15 protein-coding genes are annotated in these 17,397 nt (G+C 60.7%); 5 read left to right on the top strand and 10 right to left on the bottom strand.

Annotation, left to right across the window (positions count from 1 at the left end):
• Positions 1-52: 52 nt before the first annotated feature.
• The 3 genes from M5G20_RS09480 to M5G20_RS09470 all read right to left on the bottom strand — a co-directional run bounded on the left by M5G20_RS09480 (position 53) and on the right by M5G20_RS09470 (position 3,733).
• Complete coding sequence (locus tag M5G20_RS09480; protein WP_273918933.1) at positions 53-1,648, bottom strand: GMC family oxidoreductase; 1,596 nt, start codon at positions 1,646-1,648, stop codon at positions 53-55.
• A gap of 80 nt (positions 1,649-1,728) precedes the next feature.
• Entirely contained in the window at positions 1,729-2,274 is a 546-nt protein-coding gene (locus tag M5G20_RS09475) for a twin-arginine translocation pathway signal protein (RefSeq protein WP_273918932.1), read from the bottom strand.
• A 28-nt stretch (positions 2,275-2,302) separates the two neighbouring features.
• Positions 2,303-3,733, bottom strand: coding sequence for a coniferyl aldehyde dehydrogenase (locus tag M5G20_RS09470; RefSeq protein ID WP_273918931.1), 1,431 nt, complete (start codon positions 3,731-3,733; stop codon positions 2,303-2,305).
• A gap of 146 nt (positions 3,734-3,879) precedes the next feature.
• On the opposite strand from M5G20_RS09470, the gene M5G20_RS09465 reads away from it, so the two are divergent.
• On the top strand, positions 3,880-4,548 hold the full coding sequence (locus M5G20_RS09465; RefSeq protein ID WP_075946332.1) for a TetR/AcrR family transcriptional regulator: 669 nt from the start codon (positions 3,880-3,882) through the stop codon (positions 4,546-4,548).
• 49 nt (positions 4,549-4,597) lie between these two features.
• Positions 4,598-5,452: a sulfurtransferase gene (locus M5G20_RS09460; protein ID WP_273918930.1), complete on the top strand. Its 855-nt coding sequence runs from the start codon at positions 4,598-4,600 to the stop codon at positions 5,450-5,452.
• Positions 5,453-5,546: 94 nt separating this feature from the next.
• On the opposite strand, the gene M5G20_RS09455 is transcribed toward M5G20_RS09460, so the two are convergent.
• The 7 genes from M5G20_RS09455 to M5G20_RS09425 form a co-directional block, all read right to left on the bottom strand.
• Positions 5,547-6,398: an AraC family transcriptional regulator gene (locus M5G20_RS09455; protein WP_273918929.1), complete on the bottom strand. Its 852-nt coding sequence runs from the start codon at positions 6,396-6,398 to the stop codon at positions 5,547-5,549.
• Positions 6,399-6,401: 3 nt separating this feature from the next.
• Entirely contained in the window at positions 6,402-7,397 is a 996-nt protein-coding gene (locus M5G20_RS09450) for a hydrolase (RefSeq protein ID WP_273919050.1), read from the bottom strand.
• Positions 7,398-7,494: 97 nt separating this feature from the next.
• Positions 7,495-8,955 (bottom strand): M16 family metallopeptidase, encoded by a 1,461-nt coding sequence (locus M5G20_RS09445; protein WP_273918928.1) that lies wholly within the window; start codon positions 8,953-8,955, stop codon positions 7,495-7,497.
• Positions 8,948-10,294: a M16 family metallopeptidase gene (locus M5G20_RS09440; protein ID WP_273918927.1), complete on the bottom strand. Its 1,347-nt coding sequence runs from the start codon at positions 10,292-10,294 to the stop codon at positions 8,948-8,950. The genes M5G20_RS09445 and M5G20_RS09440 overlap by 8 nt, the downstream gene beginning before the upstream one ends.
• A 126-nt stretch (positions 10,295-10,420) precedes the next feature.
• Positions 10,421-11,023 (bottom strand): 16S rRNA (guanine(966)-N(2))-methyltransferase RsmD, encoded by a 603-nt coding sequence (gene rsmD / locus M5G20_RS09435; protein WP_273918926.1) that lies wholly within the window; start codon positions 11,021-11,023, stop codon positions 10,421-10,423.
• Positions 11,023-12,513, bottom strand: a complete 1,491-nt coding sequence (locus M5G20_RS09430; RefSeq protein ID WP_273918925.1) for a M16 family metallopeptidase — start codon at positions 12,511-12,513, stop codon at positions 11,023-11,025. Before M5G20_RS09430 ends, rsmD begins: the two co-directional genes overlap by 1 nt.
• On the bottom strand, positions 12,506-13,861 hold the full coding sequence (locus M5G20_RS09425; protein ID WP_273918924.1) for a M16 family metallopeptidase: 1,356 nt from the start codon (positions 13,859-13,861) through the stop codon (positions 12,506-12,508). The genes M5G20_RS09430 and M5G20_RS09425 overlap by 8 nt, the downstream gene beginning before the upstream one ends.
• A gap of 343 nt (positions 13,862-14,204) precedes the next feature.
• Between M5G20_RS09425 and ftsY the strand changes: the two genes are divergently transcribed.
• The 3 genes from ftsY to ftsX are packed head-to-tail and all read left to right on the top strand — an operon-like array spanning position 14,205 to position 17,361.
• Positions 14,205-15,674: a signal recognition particle-docking protein FtsY gene (ftsY, locus tag M5G20_RS09420; RefSeq protein WP_273918923.1), complete on the top strand. Its 1,470-nt coding sequence runs from the start codon at positions 14,205-14,207 to the stop codon at positions 15,672-15,674.
• Positions 15,671-16,342: a cell division ATP-binding protein FtsE gene (gene ftsE, locus M5G20_RS09415; RefSeq protein WP_003229148.1), complete on the top strand. Its 672-nt coding sequence runs from the start codon at positions 15,671-15,673 to the stop codon at positions 16,340-16,342. Before ftsY ends, ftsE begins: the two co-directional genes overlap by 4 nt.
• On the top strand, positions 16,339-17,361 hold the full coding sequence (gene ftsX, locus M5G20_RS09410) for a permease-like cell division protein FtsX (protein WP_273918922.1): 1,023 nt from the start codon (positions 16,339-16,341) through the stop codon (positions 17,359-17,361). Before ftsE ends, ftsX begins: the two co-directional genes overlap by 4 nt.
• Positions 17,362-17,397 lie beyond the last annotated feature (36 nt).

The raw sequence follows: 17,397 nt of genomic DNA, 5'->3' as shown, positions 1-17,397 counted from the left end.
AGTCGCCTGTTGGGTAAGAAAGCACTATAGACGATGGGAATCGTCGCTCTTTTCATGGATTTTTTAAACGTTCGGCCAGGGAAGTTGCCAGTTGCGCCGTCAGGCCGTAGACCGACAACTGCGGGTTTGCGCCAATACTGGTGGGGAAGAGCGAGCCGTCATGAATCGACAGATTGGCCAGTTGATGGTGTCGGCCGAGGCTGTCGGTCACGGCGCTTTTCGGGTCTTCGCCCATCGCACAGCCGCCCATCACATGAGCGCTGCCCAACCGTGTGCGGTACAGCTCCAGGCTAAGGCTGTCGATCAGCGTGCGCGCTTCGGCGAGGGTTTTTACATAGCGCGCATCGGCGTGCATCGGCATCACCGCCCGGGCACCGCCGGCAAACTGGATCTCGGCCATTGTATGGAATGCCCGGCGCAAACCGTCCCAGGCATAAGGCGACACCTGGTAATCGAGCACCGGCGTGTCGTCGCCGCGCAATTCGACGTTGCCGCCCTGGCTGTCCGGATGAAAGCCGTCGCGCAGCAGCGCCAGCATGGCGTGGGTGTGCGGCAAGTTGGCCATGTGCTGCGCGTTTTCCTGGCCGAAGCCACCGAGCAATGTCGCTGCCAACGCCGGATGCAGCGGTGGCACTTCCAGTTTGTAAGCCATCGGGCCGGTGGTGCCGTCCTGCCATTGGAAATGGTCGGAATAAATTGACTGCGGCGCGCCATAGAACGGGTTGACCACGTCGTCGAACAACGCGGCGGACATGTTCACCGGGTGCAGGAACGTGCGCTTGCCCAGGCGCTTGTGCGGATCGGGTGCTGCGGAACGCATCAGCAGCCCCGGGGTATTGATGCCGCCGCCAGCCAGCACGTAATGCCGCGCCTTGACCGTAATCTGGCGGCCGGTGGGTTCGACGCAGCGCTCGTCCATCGCCGAGCACTGCAGGCCGGTCACCTTGTCGCCGCTGATGATGAGTTTTTCGGCGCGGGCCAGGTAAAGCAACTCGCCACCCTTTTCCAGGGTCGCCGGAATGGTCGTGACCATCATCGATTGCTTGGCGTTGGTCGGGCAGCCCATGCCGCAGTAGCCGAGGTTCCAGCAACCACGCACGTTGCGCGGGATAACGTGCCAGCTGTAGCCAAGTTTTTCGCAGCCTTTGCGGATCACGTCGTTGTTGGCGTTGGGCGGGACCATCCACGGTGCGACGCCCAGGCGCTGCTCCATTTTCTCGAACCACGGCGCCATTTCCGCCGGGCTGTGGCCCTTGACGTTGTGTTCCTTGGCCCAGTGTTCCAGGGTCGGTTCCGGGGTGCGGAAACTCGAGGTCCAGTTGATCAGCGTGGTGCCGCCCACCGCACGTCCCTGAAGAATGGTGATCGCGCCGTCCTTGCTCATGCGCCCGATGCCTTCCTGATAAAGGCTGGCGTAGGCCTGGTCTTCGAGCAGCTTGAAATCGCTGCTGGTCTTGAGCGGACCTTCCTCGATCAGCAGCACTTTGTAGCCGGCTGCGCTGAGGATTTCGGCCGTCGTGCCGCCGCCGGCGCCGCTGCCAATGATTGCGACGTCCGCTTCGAGGGTCAGGTCCTGGCTCAGTTGCGAGCCGTTATGGGTTTTCCAGCCTCGGGCCATGCCTTCGCGGAACGGGTCGGGTACGGGCATCTTTCAGGTTCTCTTTTTGTTATTGGAGGGCACGGTCAAATGTGGGAGCGAGCCTGCTCGCGATTGGGGGCGACTCGGTTTCAAACGATCGGAGGTCCGGGATACCCGCAATGCACCCACGATTCCTTGCGCCCGTACCAGGCCATCATCACCAGTTGCACCAGTGAGCTGTGGCCCATGCGCAATAAGCTCAACGAGCTGTTTTCCCAGCGTCCGAGGAAGTGCCGGATATCGTTGGCGCTGGCGTTTTCCCAGCTGCCCCAGATCCCGGTCAGCGGGCCCCGAGTGACGGCCATGCCCAGCACATCGAACAGTTGCCGGGTCAGCTTGAGCATTTCCGGCGACAGGTGAGCGAGGTTGTAATCCAGGCTTTTGAGCGTGCCGTCGACGGCGGCGGGCATGTGCTCGGTTGTGACCGCACCGTCGAGCATCACCGGCAGCAGCGCCCGCAGAAACAACAGGTCGCCACTGCGCAACGCGGCGAAACCACTTTGCGCCGCACCCGAAGAGCAGCCGCTGAGGCTGGCGCCCAACCCGGCGGTGGCGAGAAAGGCGCTGGCGCCGAGGCTGAATTTGAGCAGACCGCGCCGTGACAGCGCGGGAGTATCGGACAGGCTTGGGTTCATTCTTGTTATTACCCGAGGATGACGATCGTTAGCGAATAAACAGCTTCTGGATCAGTTTCTGAATGGATTTGCCGTACGGCGGGTAAATCAGTTTTGCCGCGTTGAAACGCTGTTTGATCAGCACACCCTTGGCCTTGCTGAATGTGAGGAAACCTTCGTGGCCGTGGTAGTGGCCCATGCCCGAAGCACCGATGCCACCAAATGGCATGTCGTCCTGGGCCACATGCAGCAGCGTGTCGTTGAGGCACACGCCGCCGGAGTGGGTTTCATGCAGGACGCGGTTTTGTTCGCGCTTGTCGTAGCCGAAGTAATACAGCGCCAGTGGGCGAGGGCGCTGGTTGATATAGGCAAACGCCTGGTCGAGATCCTTGTACGGCACGATTGGCAGCAACGGGCCGAAGATTTCATCCTGCATCACGGTCATGTCATCGCGGACGTTGAGCAGCAGGCTATGGCCCATGCGGCGCCCCTGGCCCTGCTCGTACAACGGAATCAGCAACGCGCCCTTGCTGGTGGCATCGCTGACGTAGCCGTTGAGTCGCGTCAGTTGCCGGTCATTGATGATTGCCGTGTAGTCCGGGTTGTCCGCCAGCGTCGGATAAAAGCCGCGCACGGCTGAACGATAGGCTTCGACGAAACCGCCCACACGATCCTCCGGCACCAGCACGTAATCCGGGGCCACGCAGGTTTGACCGGCGTTGAGGGTCTTGCCGAACGCGATGCGTTCGGCGGCGTCCTTGAGCGGCACATCGTGGGAGATGATGGCCGGGGACTTGCCACCCAGCTCCAGGGTCACCGGTGTCAGGTTTTCCGCCGCCGCGCGCATCACGTGCTTACCGATGCTGGTGGCGCCGGTAAACAGCAAGTGGTCGAAACGCAGACGGGAAAACGCCACGCCGATGTCGGCTTCGCCCAGCACCACGCAGACCAGGTCTTCGGGGAAGATTCGCGCCAGCAATTGCTTCATCAGTAAACCGGTGGCCGGGGTCGATTCGCTGAGCTTGAGCATCACCCGGTTGCCCGCCGACAGTGCACCCACCAACGGGCCGATGGCCAGATACAGCGGGTAGTTCCACGGCACGATGACCCCGACCACGCCCAGCGGCTGGTAAATCACTTTGGCCGAGGCTGGCTGGAAGGCGACGCCGACCTTGCGACGCGACGCACGCATCCAGCCCTTGAGGTGCCGGCTGGCGTAATGGATGCCGTGCAGGCTGGGCATCAATTCGGCGAGCAGGGTTTCATCGGCGCTGCGATGGCTGAAATCCTGGCTGATCGCGTCAATCAAGGCCTGGCGCTCGCTGTTCAGCAGGTCGCGCAGCGCCTTGAGCCATTGCTGGCGCTGGGCGGCTGGGGGCATCGGGTTGGCGGCGTAGGCTGCGCGTTGGGCTTCGAACAGGGCCTGAAGTTCGTCCAGGGGCTGCTGTAGGTTTTGCAGGTAGGAAATATCAGCAGTCATGGTCGGCTCCGGATTTATTGTAATGAAGCACTTTTTAGAGTCTATGCTCTAAAAAGTCAAATGCCTTCCTCGCGCAGCGATGTTCCATCCTCTTGCGGATAGGTCGTAAGATGCCCGCCAACGCACTCTGAATTAAAGCTCAAGCCATGGCCCCACGGATCAAAACCAGCGAGCGCATCGTGCAGAACAGCCTGGAGCTGTTCAATCAACAGGGCGAGCGCAGCATCAGCACCAACCACATTGCTGCCCATATGGAAATTTCTCCGGGCAACCTGTACTACCACTTCCCGAACAAGCAGGCGATCATCGCCGTACTGTTCAGCGAATACGAAACCCTGGTGGACAGCTTCCTGCGCCCGCCACAGGGCCGTGCCGCAACGGTCGAAGACAAGCGCTTCTATCTCAAGGAATTGCTCTCGGCGATGTGGGGTTACCGGTTTTTGCATCGTGACCTTGAGCATCTGCTCGACAGCGATCCGGAACTGGCCGCCCGTTACCGGCGTTTCTCCCAGCGCTGCGTGATCCAGGGCATGGCCATCTACGAAGGTTTCGTGGCCGCCGGCATCCTGAAAATGGACCGCGTGCAGATCGAATCCCTGACCCTCAATGCCTGGATCATCCTCACTTCGTGGGTGCGTTTTTTGTGCACCACGCGGGAGAATTCCAGCCATCTCAGCGAACAGGCGATCAAGCGCGGCGTCTATCAGGTATTGGTCCTGGAAGCCGGATTCGTTACGGATCAGGCGCGCGATGCCGTGAATGCCCTGTTCGAAGAGTTTTACGTGCCGCTGGCCCAGGCGCTGGAAGAAATCTGAACCAAAGCATTGCAGCAGGACCGAAAATCGCCCATCACAGGAGCCCGTTATGCCCATTGCGCAACTGATCAGCCCGCAAGCGCTGGACCTGAAAAAGGACCAGCCGGGGCTGGTGATTCTGGATTGTCGTTTTGCCCTCGAAGACCCGGATTACGGTCAGCGCAACTACGCTGAAGGGCATATCGCCGGGTCGAGTTTTGCCGATCTGGAGCGTGATCTCAGCGGCAAAGTGGTCAAGGGCGTGACCGGGCGTCATCCGTTGCCTGAGCCGGCCGAGCTGATCGAGCGCCTGCAAGCCTGGGGCATCAACAACGACAGCGAAGTGGTTTTGTACGACGACGGTCCGGGTGCCTATGCGGCGCGCGCCTGGTGGTTGCTGGCGTGGCTGGGCAAGCGCGATGGCGTGTTCATCCTCGATGGCGGGCTCAAGGCGTGGCACGCGGCGGGTTTGCCGCTGAGCCTTGATGCGCCGTCGATCACCCGCGGGACTTTTGCCGGCACCGCTGATGCTTCGTTGCTGCTTGATGCCGAACACCTGCAAAAACGCCTCGCACAACCAGAGTTGACCTTGCTCGACGCTCGCGCACTGCCGCGCTTCAAGGGTGAAGTGGAACCGATCGATCCGGTTGCCGGGCACATCCCCGGTGCGCAATGCGCGGCGTTCACCGACAACCTCGGCGCGGACGGACGTTTTCTGCCGGCTGATCAGCTCAGACAGCGCTTCGCCGCGAAACTGGGAAATCGTTCGCCGAATGATCTGGTGGCGTACTGCGGTTCCGGCGTGACGGCTTGCCATAACCTGTTTGCGTTGTGTCTGGCGGGTTATCCGCTGGGTTCGTTGTATGCCGGGTCGTGGAGCGAGTGGATCAATGATCCGGCTCGCGGGATTGCAACAGGCGAATAAACGCACGCTTCTGTAGGCGCTGGCTTGCCAGCGATTGAAACGACGCGGTACTTCGGATTGACCGCGTCATCGTTCATCGCTGGCAAGCCAGCGCTTACAGTTGTATTGATTTCTTAAGTGATTGCCCGGCACTTCGATACGCCCCCGGCCCGACCCCATAAACCTGCTTGAACTGCCGACTGAGATGGCTCTGGTCGGCAAATCCCAACTGCGTGGCCACTTCCAGTGGCAAACATCCGTTTTGCAGGAGCGCCCGCGCCTGGGCGATGCGCCGCTGCATCAGCCAGGCGTGCGGCGGCATGCCAGTGGCACGGCGAAAGACGCGGGCGAAGTGAAAGGGTGAAAGATTGACCGCCGCCGCCAGCGCTTCCAGAGAAGGCGGTGCAGCGAGTTGAGCGTGCAGCAACTCCTTGGCCATTGTCACTGCCCGATGTTCCTTCCCGGGTTTGCCTGCGTCCGGTACCGCGGCATGACGCTGCAGCAGCGACAGCATCAGCTCACGCCAGGCCGTTTGTTGTTGCAGCGCTGTGGAAGGGCTTTCCAGCAATCGATGCAACTGGCAGAAGCCATTCACCAGATCCGGGTCGCGGTACAGCGTGGCACCGAATGCCGGCGGGTTGTGGGTTGGCAGTTCAAGTTCGGCCAGCAGTGAAAGGATCTGCCCGCTGTCCGGATAAAACGCGCGGTACAGCCAGCCGTCCTCCGTGCCCTTGTGGCCGGTGTGCAACTCGTCGGGGTTGATCAGCACCAGCGTGCCGCTGCCCGCCAGATGCTCGGCGCCGCGATAGCGGTAACGCTGGGCGCCGGCCATGATCATGCCGATCACATAGCCGTCATGCACATGGGGCGCGAAGCGATGATCGATGTAACGGGCGGACAACAACTCGACCCCGGCCAGTGGCGGGGTTTGCCAGAAATGGATTGATTCGCCCTGATCGGTATCCACGGCTTACTCGCTGCCTGCCTTGGCCAGCCACTGGGGGATGCGCCGTTCCAGGTAGTAACCCGGTTGCTTGACCGAGCCATCGACAAACCCGACGTGTCCACCCTTGGCTTGCAGTTCGAAGTGCGTGCAGGCCGATAACTCATCGGCTTGCGGCAGGCTGTGGGGAAAGACGAAGGGATCGTCCGCGGCCTGGATAATCAGGGTCGGCGTGCGAATTTCTCCGAGGAAGTAGCGGCTTGAGGCGCGGCGATAGTAATCCTCGGCGTCCACGAAACCGTTCAGTGGCGCGGTCACCCGGCCATCGAAATCCCAGAACGTACGCATGTTTTCCAGCGAGCCGAGCGCGGCCAGTGCGGCAAGACCATCTTCGCGCCCGTCATGCTGGAACTGCCGCTGTTTGTTCTTGATGTAGGCCAGCATCTCGCGCATGAAGTGCGCCTGGTAGACCTTTGAAAAACCCTGGCCGATCCGGTCGGCGCACTGGTCCAGACGAAACGGCACCGACACCGCCACCGCGCCCAGCAAGCCGCTGTCACTGCCGGTTTCGCCCAAATGCTTGAGCAGGATGTTGCCGCCCAGGGAATAACCGACTGCATACAGCGGCGCCAGAGGTCGCTTGGCCCGTAGGTGCCTGATGGTTTCGGCCAGGTCTTCGCTGGCGCCGGAATGGTAACTGCGCGGCAACAGGTTGGGTTCGCCGGAGCATCCGCGCCAGTTCAACGCGACGCTGGCCCAGCCTTGATCAGCCAAGGCTTTCTGCATGCCGGCCACGTAAGGTGAATTCGACGAGCCGGTTAACCCGTGCAGTACCAATACCAACGGCGCCTCGGCGCTGTGCGGGCCATGCCAGTCGAGGTCGAGGAAGTCGCCATCCTCAAGCCACAAGCGTTCACGCTCGCGGGGGATGTGCACGGTTTTACGCCAAAGTGGCCCCCACAAGGTTTGCAAGTGCGGGTTGCCGAGGCCGAAGGCAGGCCTGAAGGCGGGCGATTGAATCATCATGGCGCGCGGTTGCACATCAATTCTCGGTAAAGGTAGTCGTGAAGCCGCACCGGGCCGCGGCAGGCCTGCGCCGCGGCTGTGTCGTCATGGAAATCTAACTTGCCACAAACTCGATTGTTGCGCGACACATCGTGTTGGCTGCGCTTTCGATGGGGGCGGGCAATGGCTGCTGGTCGGTTGTGGGTCCCAGGATGACCACGTTCCACCGCTCAGCATCGAGATGCTGGTTGAGTGCTTTCTTGACTGAATCGACGTTCAATTTCTGTGCCGTTTGGCTGGAGAAGTCGAGGTCCAGTGGCAAGTCATTGACACCGATGGCGAGCAGTTGCCTCACGATCTGGGCATTGCTCGCGCTTGTTAATGGTGCGCGGCCTGCCAGCCACGTTTTTGTGTCATCAAGCTCTTTCTGTGTGGGGCCGTGGATGAGGAAGTCCTGAAACATCCCTTTTATGTGGGTCAGTGCTGCATCGGCCAGCTCCGGTCGAGTCTGCAGTTCAATGACCTGAGAACCTTGAGTTTGATGGGTAGAGAGCCTGGCTTGAACGTCATAGGTCATTCCTCGGCGCTCACGAAGTTCGTTCATCAGTCGGGCGGTAAATATCTGGTTCGCAATCTGCAGAGCAGCAAAATCAGGACTGTTGCGCAGGACGCCCGGTTGGGCAAGGCGTAAATAGGCTTGGCTTGACGCCCTTACCGGGCGCAGTAGCTTTTGAGTGTCGGGGCTGCCGGGAGTTTCGATCGCGGCGACGGCTGGCCCCTGAGGCAAAGCGTTGGAAATCTGCGCGCCGATGCGCTGGGCTTCGTCTTCCGTAAGGTCTCCAACCAGAATTATCAGCGCGTTGCCTGCTGCGTACGCTGAGCGATGGAAGTCCTGCACCTGATCGCGGGAGATGGAGGCAAGCCCGCCCCTGGTTCCATACACGGACTGCGAATAGCCGTGTTTGGGGGACATCAAGCCATGGAGGGCTTGATTGGCCTGGGTGGCATGGGACTCCTCCTCGATATCGAGAAAGTGCAGGAGCTGGGATGTCGCGAGAGGCATGGACTGCTCAGGTAACGAAGGCTTGCCAAGTATCTGCGCGAACAGTTCCAGGGCTGGGGCACGTCGGGCCTCATCGCTCAGGCTACGTAACGAGAAGCTGGCCCGATCTGCAGTGATCTGCACGCCTAGCCTCGCACCCAGTTGGTCGAAGGTTTCCTGGATGGCATTGAGGTCCTTGCCGGCGACCCCTTCGTTCAAAAGGCTGAAGGTCAGTGCCGCGAGGCCGGGTTGATGGCTGGTGTGGGCGCTGCCAGCGGCAAAGCTGACATGGACGTCGAACATGGGTAGGTCCGGGGTGCGGATGAACAGGATCTTGGTCCCAGAATGAGATTTGTAACCTCTAATCGGTAGCGACCGACGCGCCGACGGACCCTGAGGCTCACTCAGCGATTGCAGCGTGGCTTTTTGAGGCGCAGCCTGCGTGGCGGCGCAGGGGGTAAAAAACGGCCCACCCAGCAACACGCCGGCCAGTACCATCCACGCGCCCTTGATGACTGATTTGACCTTATTCATGGTTTTTCTCCGGCAGAATTGTGGCGGTACTCAGGCGTTCGCGCGTCAGGTAAGTGATTGCAGCGTTTTGAATATCCTGTGGGGTGACATTGTTCAGTTCAGCGGCGTCCTGATCCGACAGACGCCAGTCCAGGCCAATACTTTCCAATAGGCCCAAGGTAAAGGCTTGCCCTTCCAGATCATCCTGCGCGTACACCGAATTGGCGATCAGCAGGGTCTTGGCTCGATCCAGCTCTGCCTTTTCCGGTGCTTTGTTTTTCAGTTCATCGATCACTTGCCAAAGGCGCACCAGGGCTTGATCGGTGCTTTTAATCTTGTCGAGATTGAGTTGGGTGTTGATGGTTAGTAGTGAGTCGCCGCGATTGAAGGCGTCGTACTCTGATTGGGTGTCGGAAAATATCGCTTCACCCAGCTGCAGTTGTTGTTTGATGCGGGCGCTGTTGGAACCTGCCAATAGCGTTTCGAGCAGGCGCAGTGCGTATACGGTCCGGCGGTCTTGTGCGGTGGCCAGGCTGGGTGTGTTGAAACTCATGATGAGTCGTGGGGCCGAGATCGGGGCATGCAGGATCAATGATCTTTCACCGGGCGTGGCTAATTCGACAGGCGCGACAGCGGCAGGCGTTGCGCGACGTTCCAGGTGGCCGAAGTATTTTTGCGCCAACGCTTTGACCGCGTCAGGCGTGACATCGCCGGCGATCACCAGGGTCGCATTGTTGGGCGCGTACCAGGCTTGGTACCACTGCTGTAGTTGCAGGGCATTCATCCGCTGCAGGTCGTGCATCCAGCCAATGGTCGGGTTGCGATAGGAGCTGCTCAGGTAGGCAAGGCTCTCCAGTCGCTCGATGCTCTGCGCTAATAATTGGTCGTCGACGTTATCGCGTCGCTCCTCCTGAATGACCTTCAGCTCCGTCGTGAAGTCTCGCTCACTCAACTCGGCCGTACTCATCAGGTCAGCCATGATCTCGAACGCGACGCCAAGTCGACCAGGGGAAAGCGTCTGGTGATAGACGGTGAAGTCCTTTCCGGTGAAGGCGTTTTCGCTGGCGCCGAGTGTTTTCAGTACCGTGCTGAACTCTCCGGCGCATGCTTTGCTGCTGCCTTTGTAGACCATGTGTTCTAGGGCATGGGACAGGCCGGATTGGCCGGGCGGTTCGTAGCTTGCGCCGACTTTGAGCCATAGCTGAGCGGTTACGGCGGCAGAGCGATGGTCTTCACGCACGACAACCTTGAGGCCATTATCCAGGGTGAAGGCTTGCGTGGAAGGGGGTGATGCGGCGACCGCCATGAGCGGCAGCCACCCGATACAGAGCAACAGACAAGTGCTGCGGGAGATGTTCATCCGTGTACATCCTCAGTGGTTTGCAGGAATTTGCGCAAACCACTGTGGATCATCCGATGAGGTGTCTGGCGGTAATTATGTAGTGCATGTCGACAGCGATTTCGGGGCCGTCATGTCGCCAGGGTTTCAGGCGCTGCGTTGCCACAACGAGTAGTAGACCCGCCCGGATTTTTGCTCCCGGTGCAGACGCCAGTTCTGCGGCAGGCCGAGGGTCGAAGGCGCTGACTCGCTTTCGGTGTACACCCAGGCATCCTCGGCCAGCCATTGGCGCTCTTCGAGCAGGGCGCAAACGGCGGGCAGCAGGTTCTGATTGAACGGCGGGTCGAGGAACACCAGGTCGTAGGCTGTGGCGGTCTGGGTTTCCAGGTAGCGCAGGGCGTCGGCGGTCTGAACCTGGCCGGTGGTGCAGCGCAATGTGCCCAGATGCTCCTTGAGGCTCGACACCGCAAGGCTGCTGGCGTCCAGCGCCTGGCCCATGGCGGCGCCACGGGACAAGGCTTCGAGGAACAGCGCGCCGCTGCCGGTGAACGGGTCCAGCACCTTGGCGCCGGGAACGTAAGGTGCCAGCCAGTTGAACAGGGTTTCACGCACCCGGTCCGGTGTCGGGCGCAGGCCCGGGGCGTCAGGGAAGCTCAGCTTACGGCTGCGCCATTCGCCGCCGATGATGCGCAGTTGGTTCACGCCGTTGTGCACGTTGTGAACAGGTTTTTTTGGGCGAGAAGTGGCCATTAATGCTCCGGAACCCCGAGCGGTTGCTCGGCAGGTTTATCAGTAGGGGCCGGTAACGGCTTTTGCGGCACGGTCGGGCCAGCGCTGATGATGACCATTTTGTCCGTGCTCAGGTGTTTGTTCATGGCTGCCTTGACTTGCTCGACGGTCAGATTCTGGGACTGTTGCATGAAGTCTTCCAGATGGCTCAACGGCAAGTTATAGAAGCCGATGGCGCCCAGTTGACCGACGATGTCGGCGTTGCTGGCGGTAGACAGCGGGAAGCTGCCGGCCAGTTCGCGCTTGGCATCGTCGAGTTCTTTTTCGGTCGGGCCGGTTTTAAGGTAGTCCGCCAGGACGTCCTGCACCAGTTTCAGGGTGCCTTCGCTCATCTCGGCGCGGGTCTGCAAGTTGATCATGAACGGGCCGCGCGCCTGCATCGGGCTGAAACCCGAATACACGCCATAGGCCAGGCCACGCTTCTCGCGCACTTCGCTCATCAGTCGAGTACCAAAACCGCCACCACCGAGGATCTGGTTGCCCATCGACAAGGCTGCATAGTCCGGGTCGTCACGGTCGATGCCCAGTTGCGCGAGCATCAGGTTGGTCTGTTTGGACGGGAACTCGATGTGGCCGATGCTGGCCTCGGGTTCGGTCGGTTGGGCGATTTTCGGCAGGGCCGGGCCCTTGGGCAGGGCGCTGGAAACCTGCGCCGCAATGGCCTCGGCCTCGGTGCGCGACAAGTCGCCGACCAGCGCGATCACCACGTTGCCCGCTGCATAGGCTTTCTCGTGGAAGGCGCGCAGTTGCGCGAGGGTCACCGTTGGAACGGATTTGGCCGTGCCATCACTGGCGTGCGCGTACGGGTGATCGCCGTACAAGCGGTTCATCAACTCCAGGCTGGCCAGTTTGCCGGGGTTCTGTTTCTGGTACTCGAAGCCGGCGAGCATCTGGTTTTTGATGCGGGTGAACGAGTCGGCCGGGAAGGTCGGTTTGCCGACGACTTCAGCGAACAGCTTCAACGCCGGTTCACGCTTGTCCGGAGCACTGAGGCTGCGCAGCGAAGCAACCGCCATGTCTTTGTAAGCGCCATTGCCGAAATCGGCCCCCAGGCCTTCGAAGCCTTGGGCGATGGCGCTGACGTCTTTGCCGGCCACCCCTTCGTTGAGCATGGCGTTGGTCAGCAGTGCCAGGCCTGGTGCGTTGCCGTCCTGGCTGCTGCCGGCGGCAAAGATCAGGCGCATGTCGAACATCGGCAGCTCACGGGCTTCGACGAACAGCACTTTGGCGCCTTCGGTGGTGTTCCAGGTCTGCACGTCGAGTGTGCGGTGGCTCGGCGCCTTGCCGTTGAGTTCGGTCAGCGATTGCAGCTTCTTGCTGGCCTTGGCCTTGTCCAGCGCTTCGCTGGCGCTGATTTCACCGGTCTTCGAAAAATAGAACGCGGCGGACCCGATCAGCGCGACGGCGATCAGGCCGAACAGGGCCAGGCGCGGTTTTTTACGCTCACTCATGAGTCGTCTCCTCTGGCAGTACATGGGCGACGCTGAGACGTTCGCGGGTGAAATACAGCCTGGCGGCTTTCTGGATGTCTTGCGGGGTTACGCTTTCCAGATCGGCGAGTTCGGTGTCCATCAGTTTCCAGGAGAGACCGACGGTTTCCAGTTGACCGATGGCCGTGGCCTGGCTGGTGATCGAGTCGCGCTCGTAAACGAGGCCGGCGATGACCTGCGCCCGCACGCGTTCCAGTTCTTCAGTGGTCGGCGCGGTGGTTTTCAGTTGCTCAAGCAACTTCCACAAGCCGGCTTCGGCCTGGGCGATGGTTTTGTTTTTCTGGCTGTTGGGCGTTGCCGACAGGGTGAACAGACTGTCGCCACGGGTGTAGGCGTCGTAGCTCGACGAACCGCCGGACAGCAATTCTTCGCCGCGCTCCAGTTGCGTCGGGATGCGTGCGCTGTAGCCGCCATCCAACAGTGCGGAAATCAGGCGCAAGGCGTTCACCGAGCGTTTGTCGTCAGCGGTGGCGATACTCGGCACGTTGAATGCCAGCATCAGGCTGGGCAATTGGGTCTTCACATGCAGGGTGATCTGGCGCTCGCCGGGCTCGGCCAGTTCCAGCGGTTTTTTCGCGGCAGGCACGTCACGTTTGGCGATCGGGCCGAAGTAACGCTGTGCCAGGGTTTTGACTTCCTCAGGCGTCACGTCGCCGACCACCACCAGCGTGGCATTGTTCGGCACGTACCAGGATTCATACCAGTGGCGCAGCTCTTCGACTTTCATGCGCTCCAGGTCCGCCATCCAGCCGATGGTCGGCGTGTGATAGCCGCTGGCCGGGTAAGCCATGGCCTTGAAGCGCTCGTAGGCCTTGGACATGGGTTTGTCGTCGGTACGCAGGCGACGTTCTTCCTTGATGACTTCGATCTCGCGGGCGAACTCGTCCGGTGGCAGGCGCAGGCTGGCCATGCGGTCGGCTTCCAGTTCGAAGGCCACGCCCAGGCGATCACGGGCCAGCACCTGGTAGTACGCGGTGAAGTCGTCGCTGGTGAAGGCGTTCTCTTCGGCGCCGAGGTCGCGCAGGATCAGCGACGCTTCGCCGGGGCCGACTTTCTCGCTGCCCTTGAACATCATGTGTTCCAGGGCGTGGGACAAACCGGTCTGACCCGGTGTCTCGTAGCTGGAGCCAACCTTGTACCAGACCTGGGAAACCACCACTGGGGCGCGATGATCTTCGCGCACGACGACCTTCAAGCCATTGTCGAGGGTAAATTCGTGGGTGGGTTGTGGGTCGGCAGCCAAGGCCGAGAGGGGCAGACAAACTGTGCTGAGCAGCAGGCCTGCGGCGCGGCGGGCTAGAGCATTCATTCGTGTTTAAACCTTTGGGGCTGCCCGCTTGTTCTTAGCGTCAGCGGGCGAGAGGGTGCTAGGATACTGATCCGTTTTACTGGCGGCCACGCCTATCAGGCCTTTGCGTTTGATCAGGTTGTTTGGGTTTACGGCAGAAGGCTGTGGTTTATCAACTAGACTCTGCTTTTTCGCCGATTTTTCCGCATCAGTCCTTAGTGAAATCGTTTTTGTAAGGTGCCGTTCGCACCTCGACAAAATGTTGCGCGTGAACAAGCTGGGCCAATTGCAGTCTGTTCTGCATCGAAAATTTATTTGCCGGGGCGCCCATTGGCGCTTCGCTACCGTGAGATAGCCGTCCTCCATGTTTGGTTCCAACGACGACAAGAAGACCCCAGCTGCGGCTGGCGAAAAGAAAAGCCTGTTCGGATGGCTGCGCAAAAAACCGCAGGAACCCGTCGTCGAACAGCCACAGCCACTTCCTGAGCCAACACCGGCGCCGGTAATAGATGAAGCGCCAGCGCCGGTTGTCTTGCCCATCGCCGAGCCGGTGCTGCAACCGGCCGTCGAGCCTGAGCCTGCAATCCCCGCCGAACTGCCGTTGACCCCGGCCGCCGAGCCGTGGCTGACCTTGCCGGTGGCCGAAGAGCCGGTGGCGCTGGTTGAAGACGAGCTGGCGCCGCATGTGACGCCACCGATTCCTGCTCCGACAGCTTTTGCCCCTGAGCCGGTTCCGGTTGTTGAGCCGGTCGTTGAAGCTGAAGCTGTGTCCGAGCCAGTCGTTCCGGCATTCGTTGCACCGGTTGTTCAGTCGCCCGAGCCTGCACCTGCACCTGTTATTGCTCCAATTGTCGACGCCCCCGTCGAAGCCCCGGTCGAGCCGGTACGCACCGAAGAATCCAAGGCCGGCTTCTTCGCCCGCCTCAAGCAAGGCCTGTCCAAGACCAGCGCCAGCATCGGCGAAGGCATGGCCAGCCTGTTCCTGGGCAAGAAAGCCATCGATGACGAACTGCTCGATGACCTCGAAACCCGTCTGCTGACCGCCGACGTGGGTGTGGAGGCGACTTCGGTGATCATCCAGCGCCTGACCCAGAAGGTCGCGCGCAAAGAACTGGCCGATGCCGATGCACTGTACAAATCCCTGCAAGCCGAATTGGCGGCGATGCTCAAGCCTGTCGAGCAGCCGCTGAAAATTGTCTCGCAGAACAAGCCGTTTGTGATTTTGGTAGTCGGTGTCAACGGCGCTGGTAAAACCACGACCATCGGCAAGCTGGCGAAGAAGCTGCAACTGGAAGGCAAGAAAGTCATGCTCGCCGCCGGTGACACCTTCCGTGCCGCAGCGGTCGAGCAGTTGCAGGTCTGGGGCGAGCGCAACAAGATCCCGGTCATCGCCCAGCACACCGGCGCGGACTCGGCTTCGGTGATCTTCGACGCCGTGCAGGCCGCCAAGGCCCGTGGCATCGACGTGCTGATCGCGGACACCGCCGGTCGCCTGCACACCAAAGACAACCTGATGGAAGAGCTGAAAAAGGTTCGTCGGGTGATCAGCAAGCTCGACGCCGACGCGCCGCACGAAGTGCTGCTGGTGCTCGATGCCGGTACCGGCCAGAACGCTATCAACCAGGCCAAACAATTCAACCAGACCGTCGAACTGACCGGGCTGGCCCTGACCAAGCTCGATGGCACCGCCAAGGGCGGGGTGATTTTCGCCCTGGCCAAGCAGTTCGGCCTGCCGATTCGCTATATCGGCGTGGGTGAAGGCATCGACGATTTGCGCACTTTTGAAGCAGAACCCTTTGTCCAGGCACTGTTTGCCGAGCGGGAGCGTTCATGATTCGTTTCGAACAGGTCGGTAAACGCTACCCGAACGGTCACGTCGGCTTGCATGAGCTGAGCTTTCGAGTCCGTCGCGGCGAGTTTCTGTTTGTCACCGGCCATTCCGGCGCCGGTAAAAGCACCTTGTTGCGGCTGTTGCTGGCAATGGAGCGTCCAACCAGCGGCAAGTTGCTGCTCGCCGGGCAGGACCTGAGCACCATCAGCAACGCACAGATTCCTTTCTTGCGGCGGCAAATCGGCGTGGTGTTCCAGAACCACCAGTTGCTGTTCGATCGCACGGTGTTCAACAACGTCGCGCTGCCGTTGCAGATCCTTGGCCTGTCCAAGGCTGAAATCGCCAAGCGCGTGGATTCGGCCCTTGAGCGTGTGGCGCTGTCGGACAAAACCGATTTGTACCCGGGTGATCTGTCCACCGGTCAGCAACAGCGCGTCGGCATCGCCCGCGCCATCGTTCATCGCCCGGCCTTGCTGCTGGCGGACGAACCGACCGGTAACCTCGACCCGCGTCTGGCGGCGGAAATCATGGGCGTGTTCGAAGACATCAACCGCCTCGGCACCAGCGTGCTGATCGCCAGTCACGACCTGGCGCTGATCGCCCGCATGCGCCACCGCATGCTGACCCTGCAACGCGGCCGATTGATCGGCGACGGGGAGGCCGGCGTATGAGTGCAACACGCAGTCCGAAGGTTTCCGAGCGCGTGGCCCCCAAGGCCGCCGATCCGCAGCCGCAGAAGAAAAAACGCGATGACGATGACGGCCCGGATTTCGCCACGCTGTTGCGCGCCTGGATTGAAAGCCACCGTGCCAGTTTGCTGGATAGCTTGCGCCGTCTGGGCAAGCAGCCGATTGGCAGTTTTTTCACTTGCATGGTGATGGCCGTTGCCCTGAGTTTGCCCATGGGGCTGTCACTTTTGCTAAGTAACGTCGAGCGTCTGGGCGGTTCGTGGCAGCGTGCCGCGCAGATTTCCCTGTACCTGCAACTCGAAGCCAGCCCGGCGGAAGGCGAGTCGCTGCGTGAGCAGATCAAGGGCATGCCCGGCGTAGCGGATGCCGAGTACGTGGGACGCGATCAGGCGCTGGAAGAGTTCCAGCAGCAATCCGGTCTGGGGGATGCGCTCAAGGAGTTGCCGGAGAACCCGCTGCCCGGCGTGGTCCTGGTGACGCCGACCGAAGTCGACAAGCCCGCGCTTGAAGCATTAAGACAAAAACTTTCCGAATTGCCCAAGGTACAGCAGGCACAACTTGATCTAGTCTGGGTCGAGCGTCTGGCAGCCATCCTCAAGCTGGGTGACCGTTTTGTCTTCGGTCTGACCGTGCTTCTGGTTTCTGCATTACTTTTGGTGATAGGCAATACCATTCGTCTTCATATTGAAAACCGCCGCACAGAGATAGAAGTGATTAAACTTGTGGGCGGCACTGACAGCTATGTGCGCAGGCCCTTCCTCTATATGGGGGCGCTGTATGGCTTCGGTGCGGGGCTTCTGTCCTGGGGAGTGCTGGCGTTCGGCCTGAACTGGCTGAACGATGCAGTCGTCGGGCTGGCCGGTTTGTATGGCAGTGATTTCGCGCTGGCCGGCGTACCGGTAGCCGATGGTCTATCTCTCTTGCTTGGCGCGGTGCTGTTGGGTTATATCGGTGCATGGATTGCAGTCGCACGTCATCTCAGGGAGCTGGCGCCGAAGTAGAATCTTTTTTGCGCGTGATTGACCTTGCATTTTCAA

Source organism: Pseudomonas sp. TNT2022 ID1044 (assembly GCF_028656895.1).
In the GTDB taxonomy this organism is placed as follows: domain Bacteria; phylum Pseudomonadota; class Gammaproteobacteria; order Pseudomonadales; family Pseudomonadaceae; genus Aquipseudomonas; species Aquipseudomonas reinekei.
This window is presented reverse-complemented; position numbering and strand designations above follow the sequence as displayed.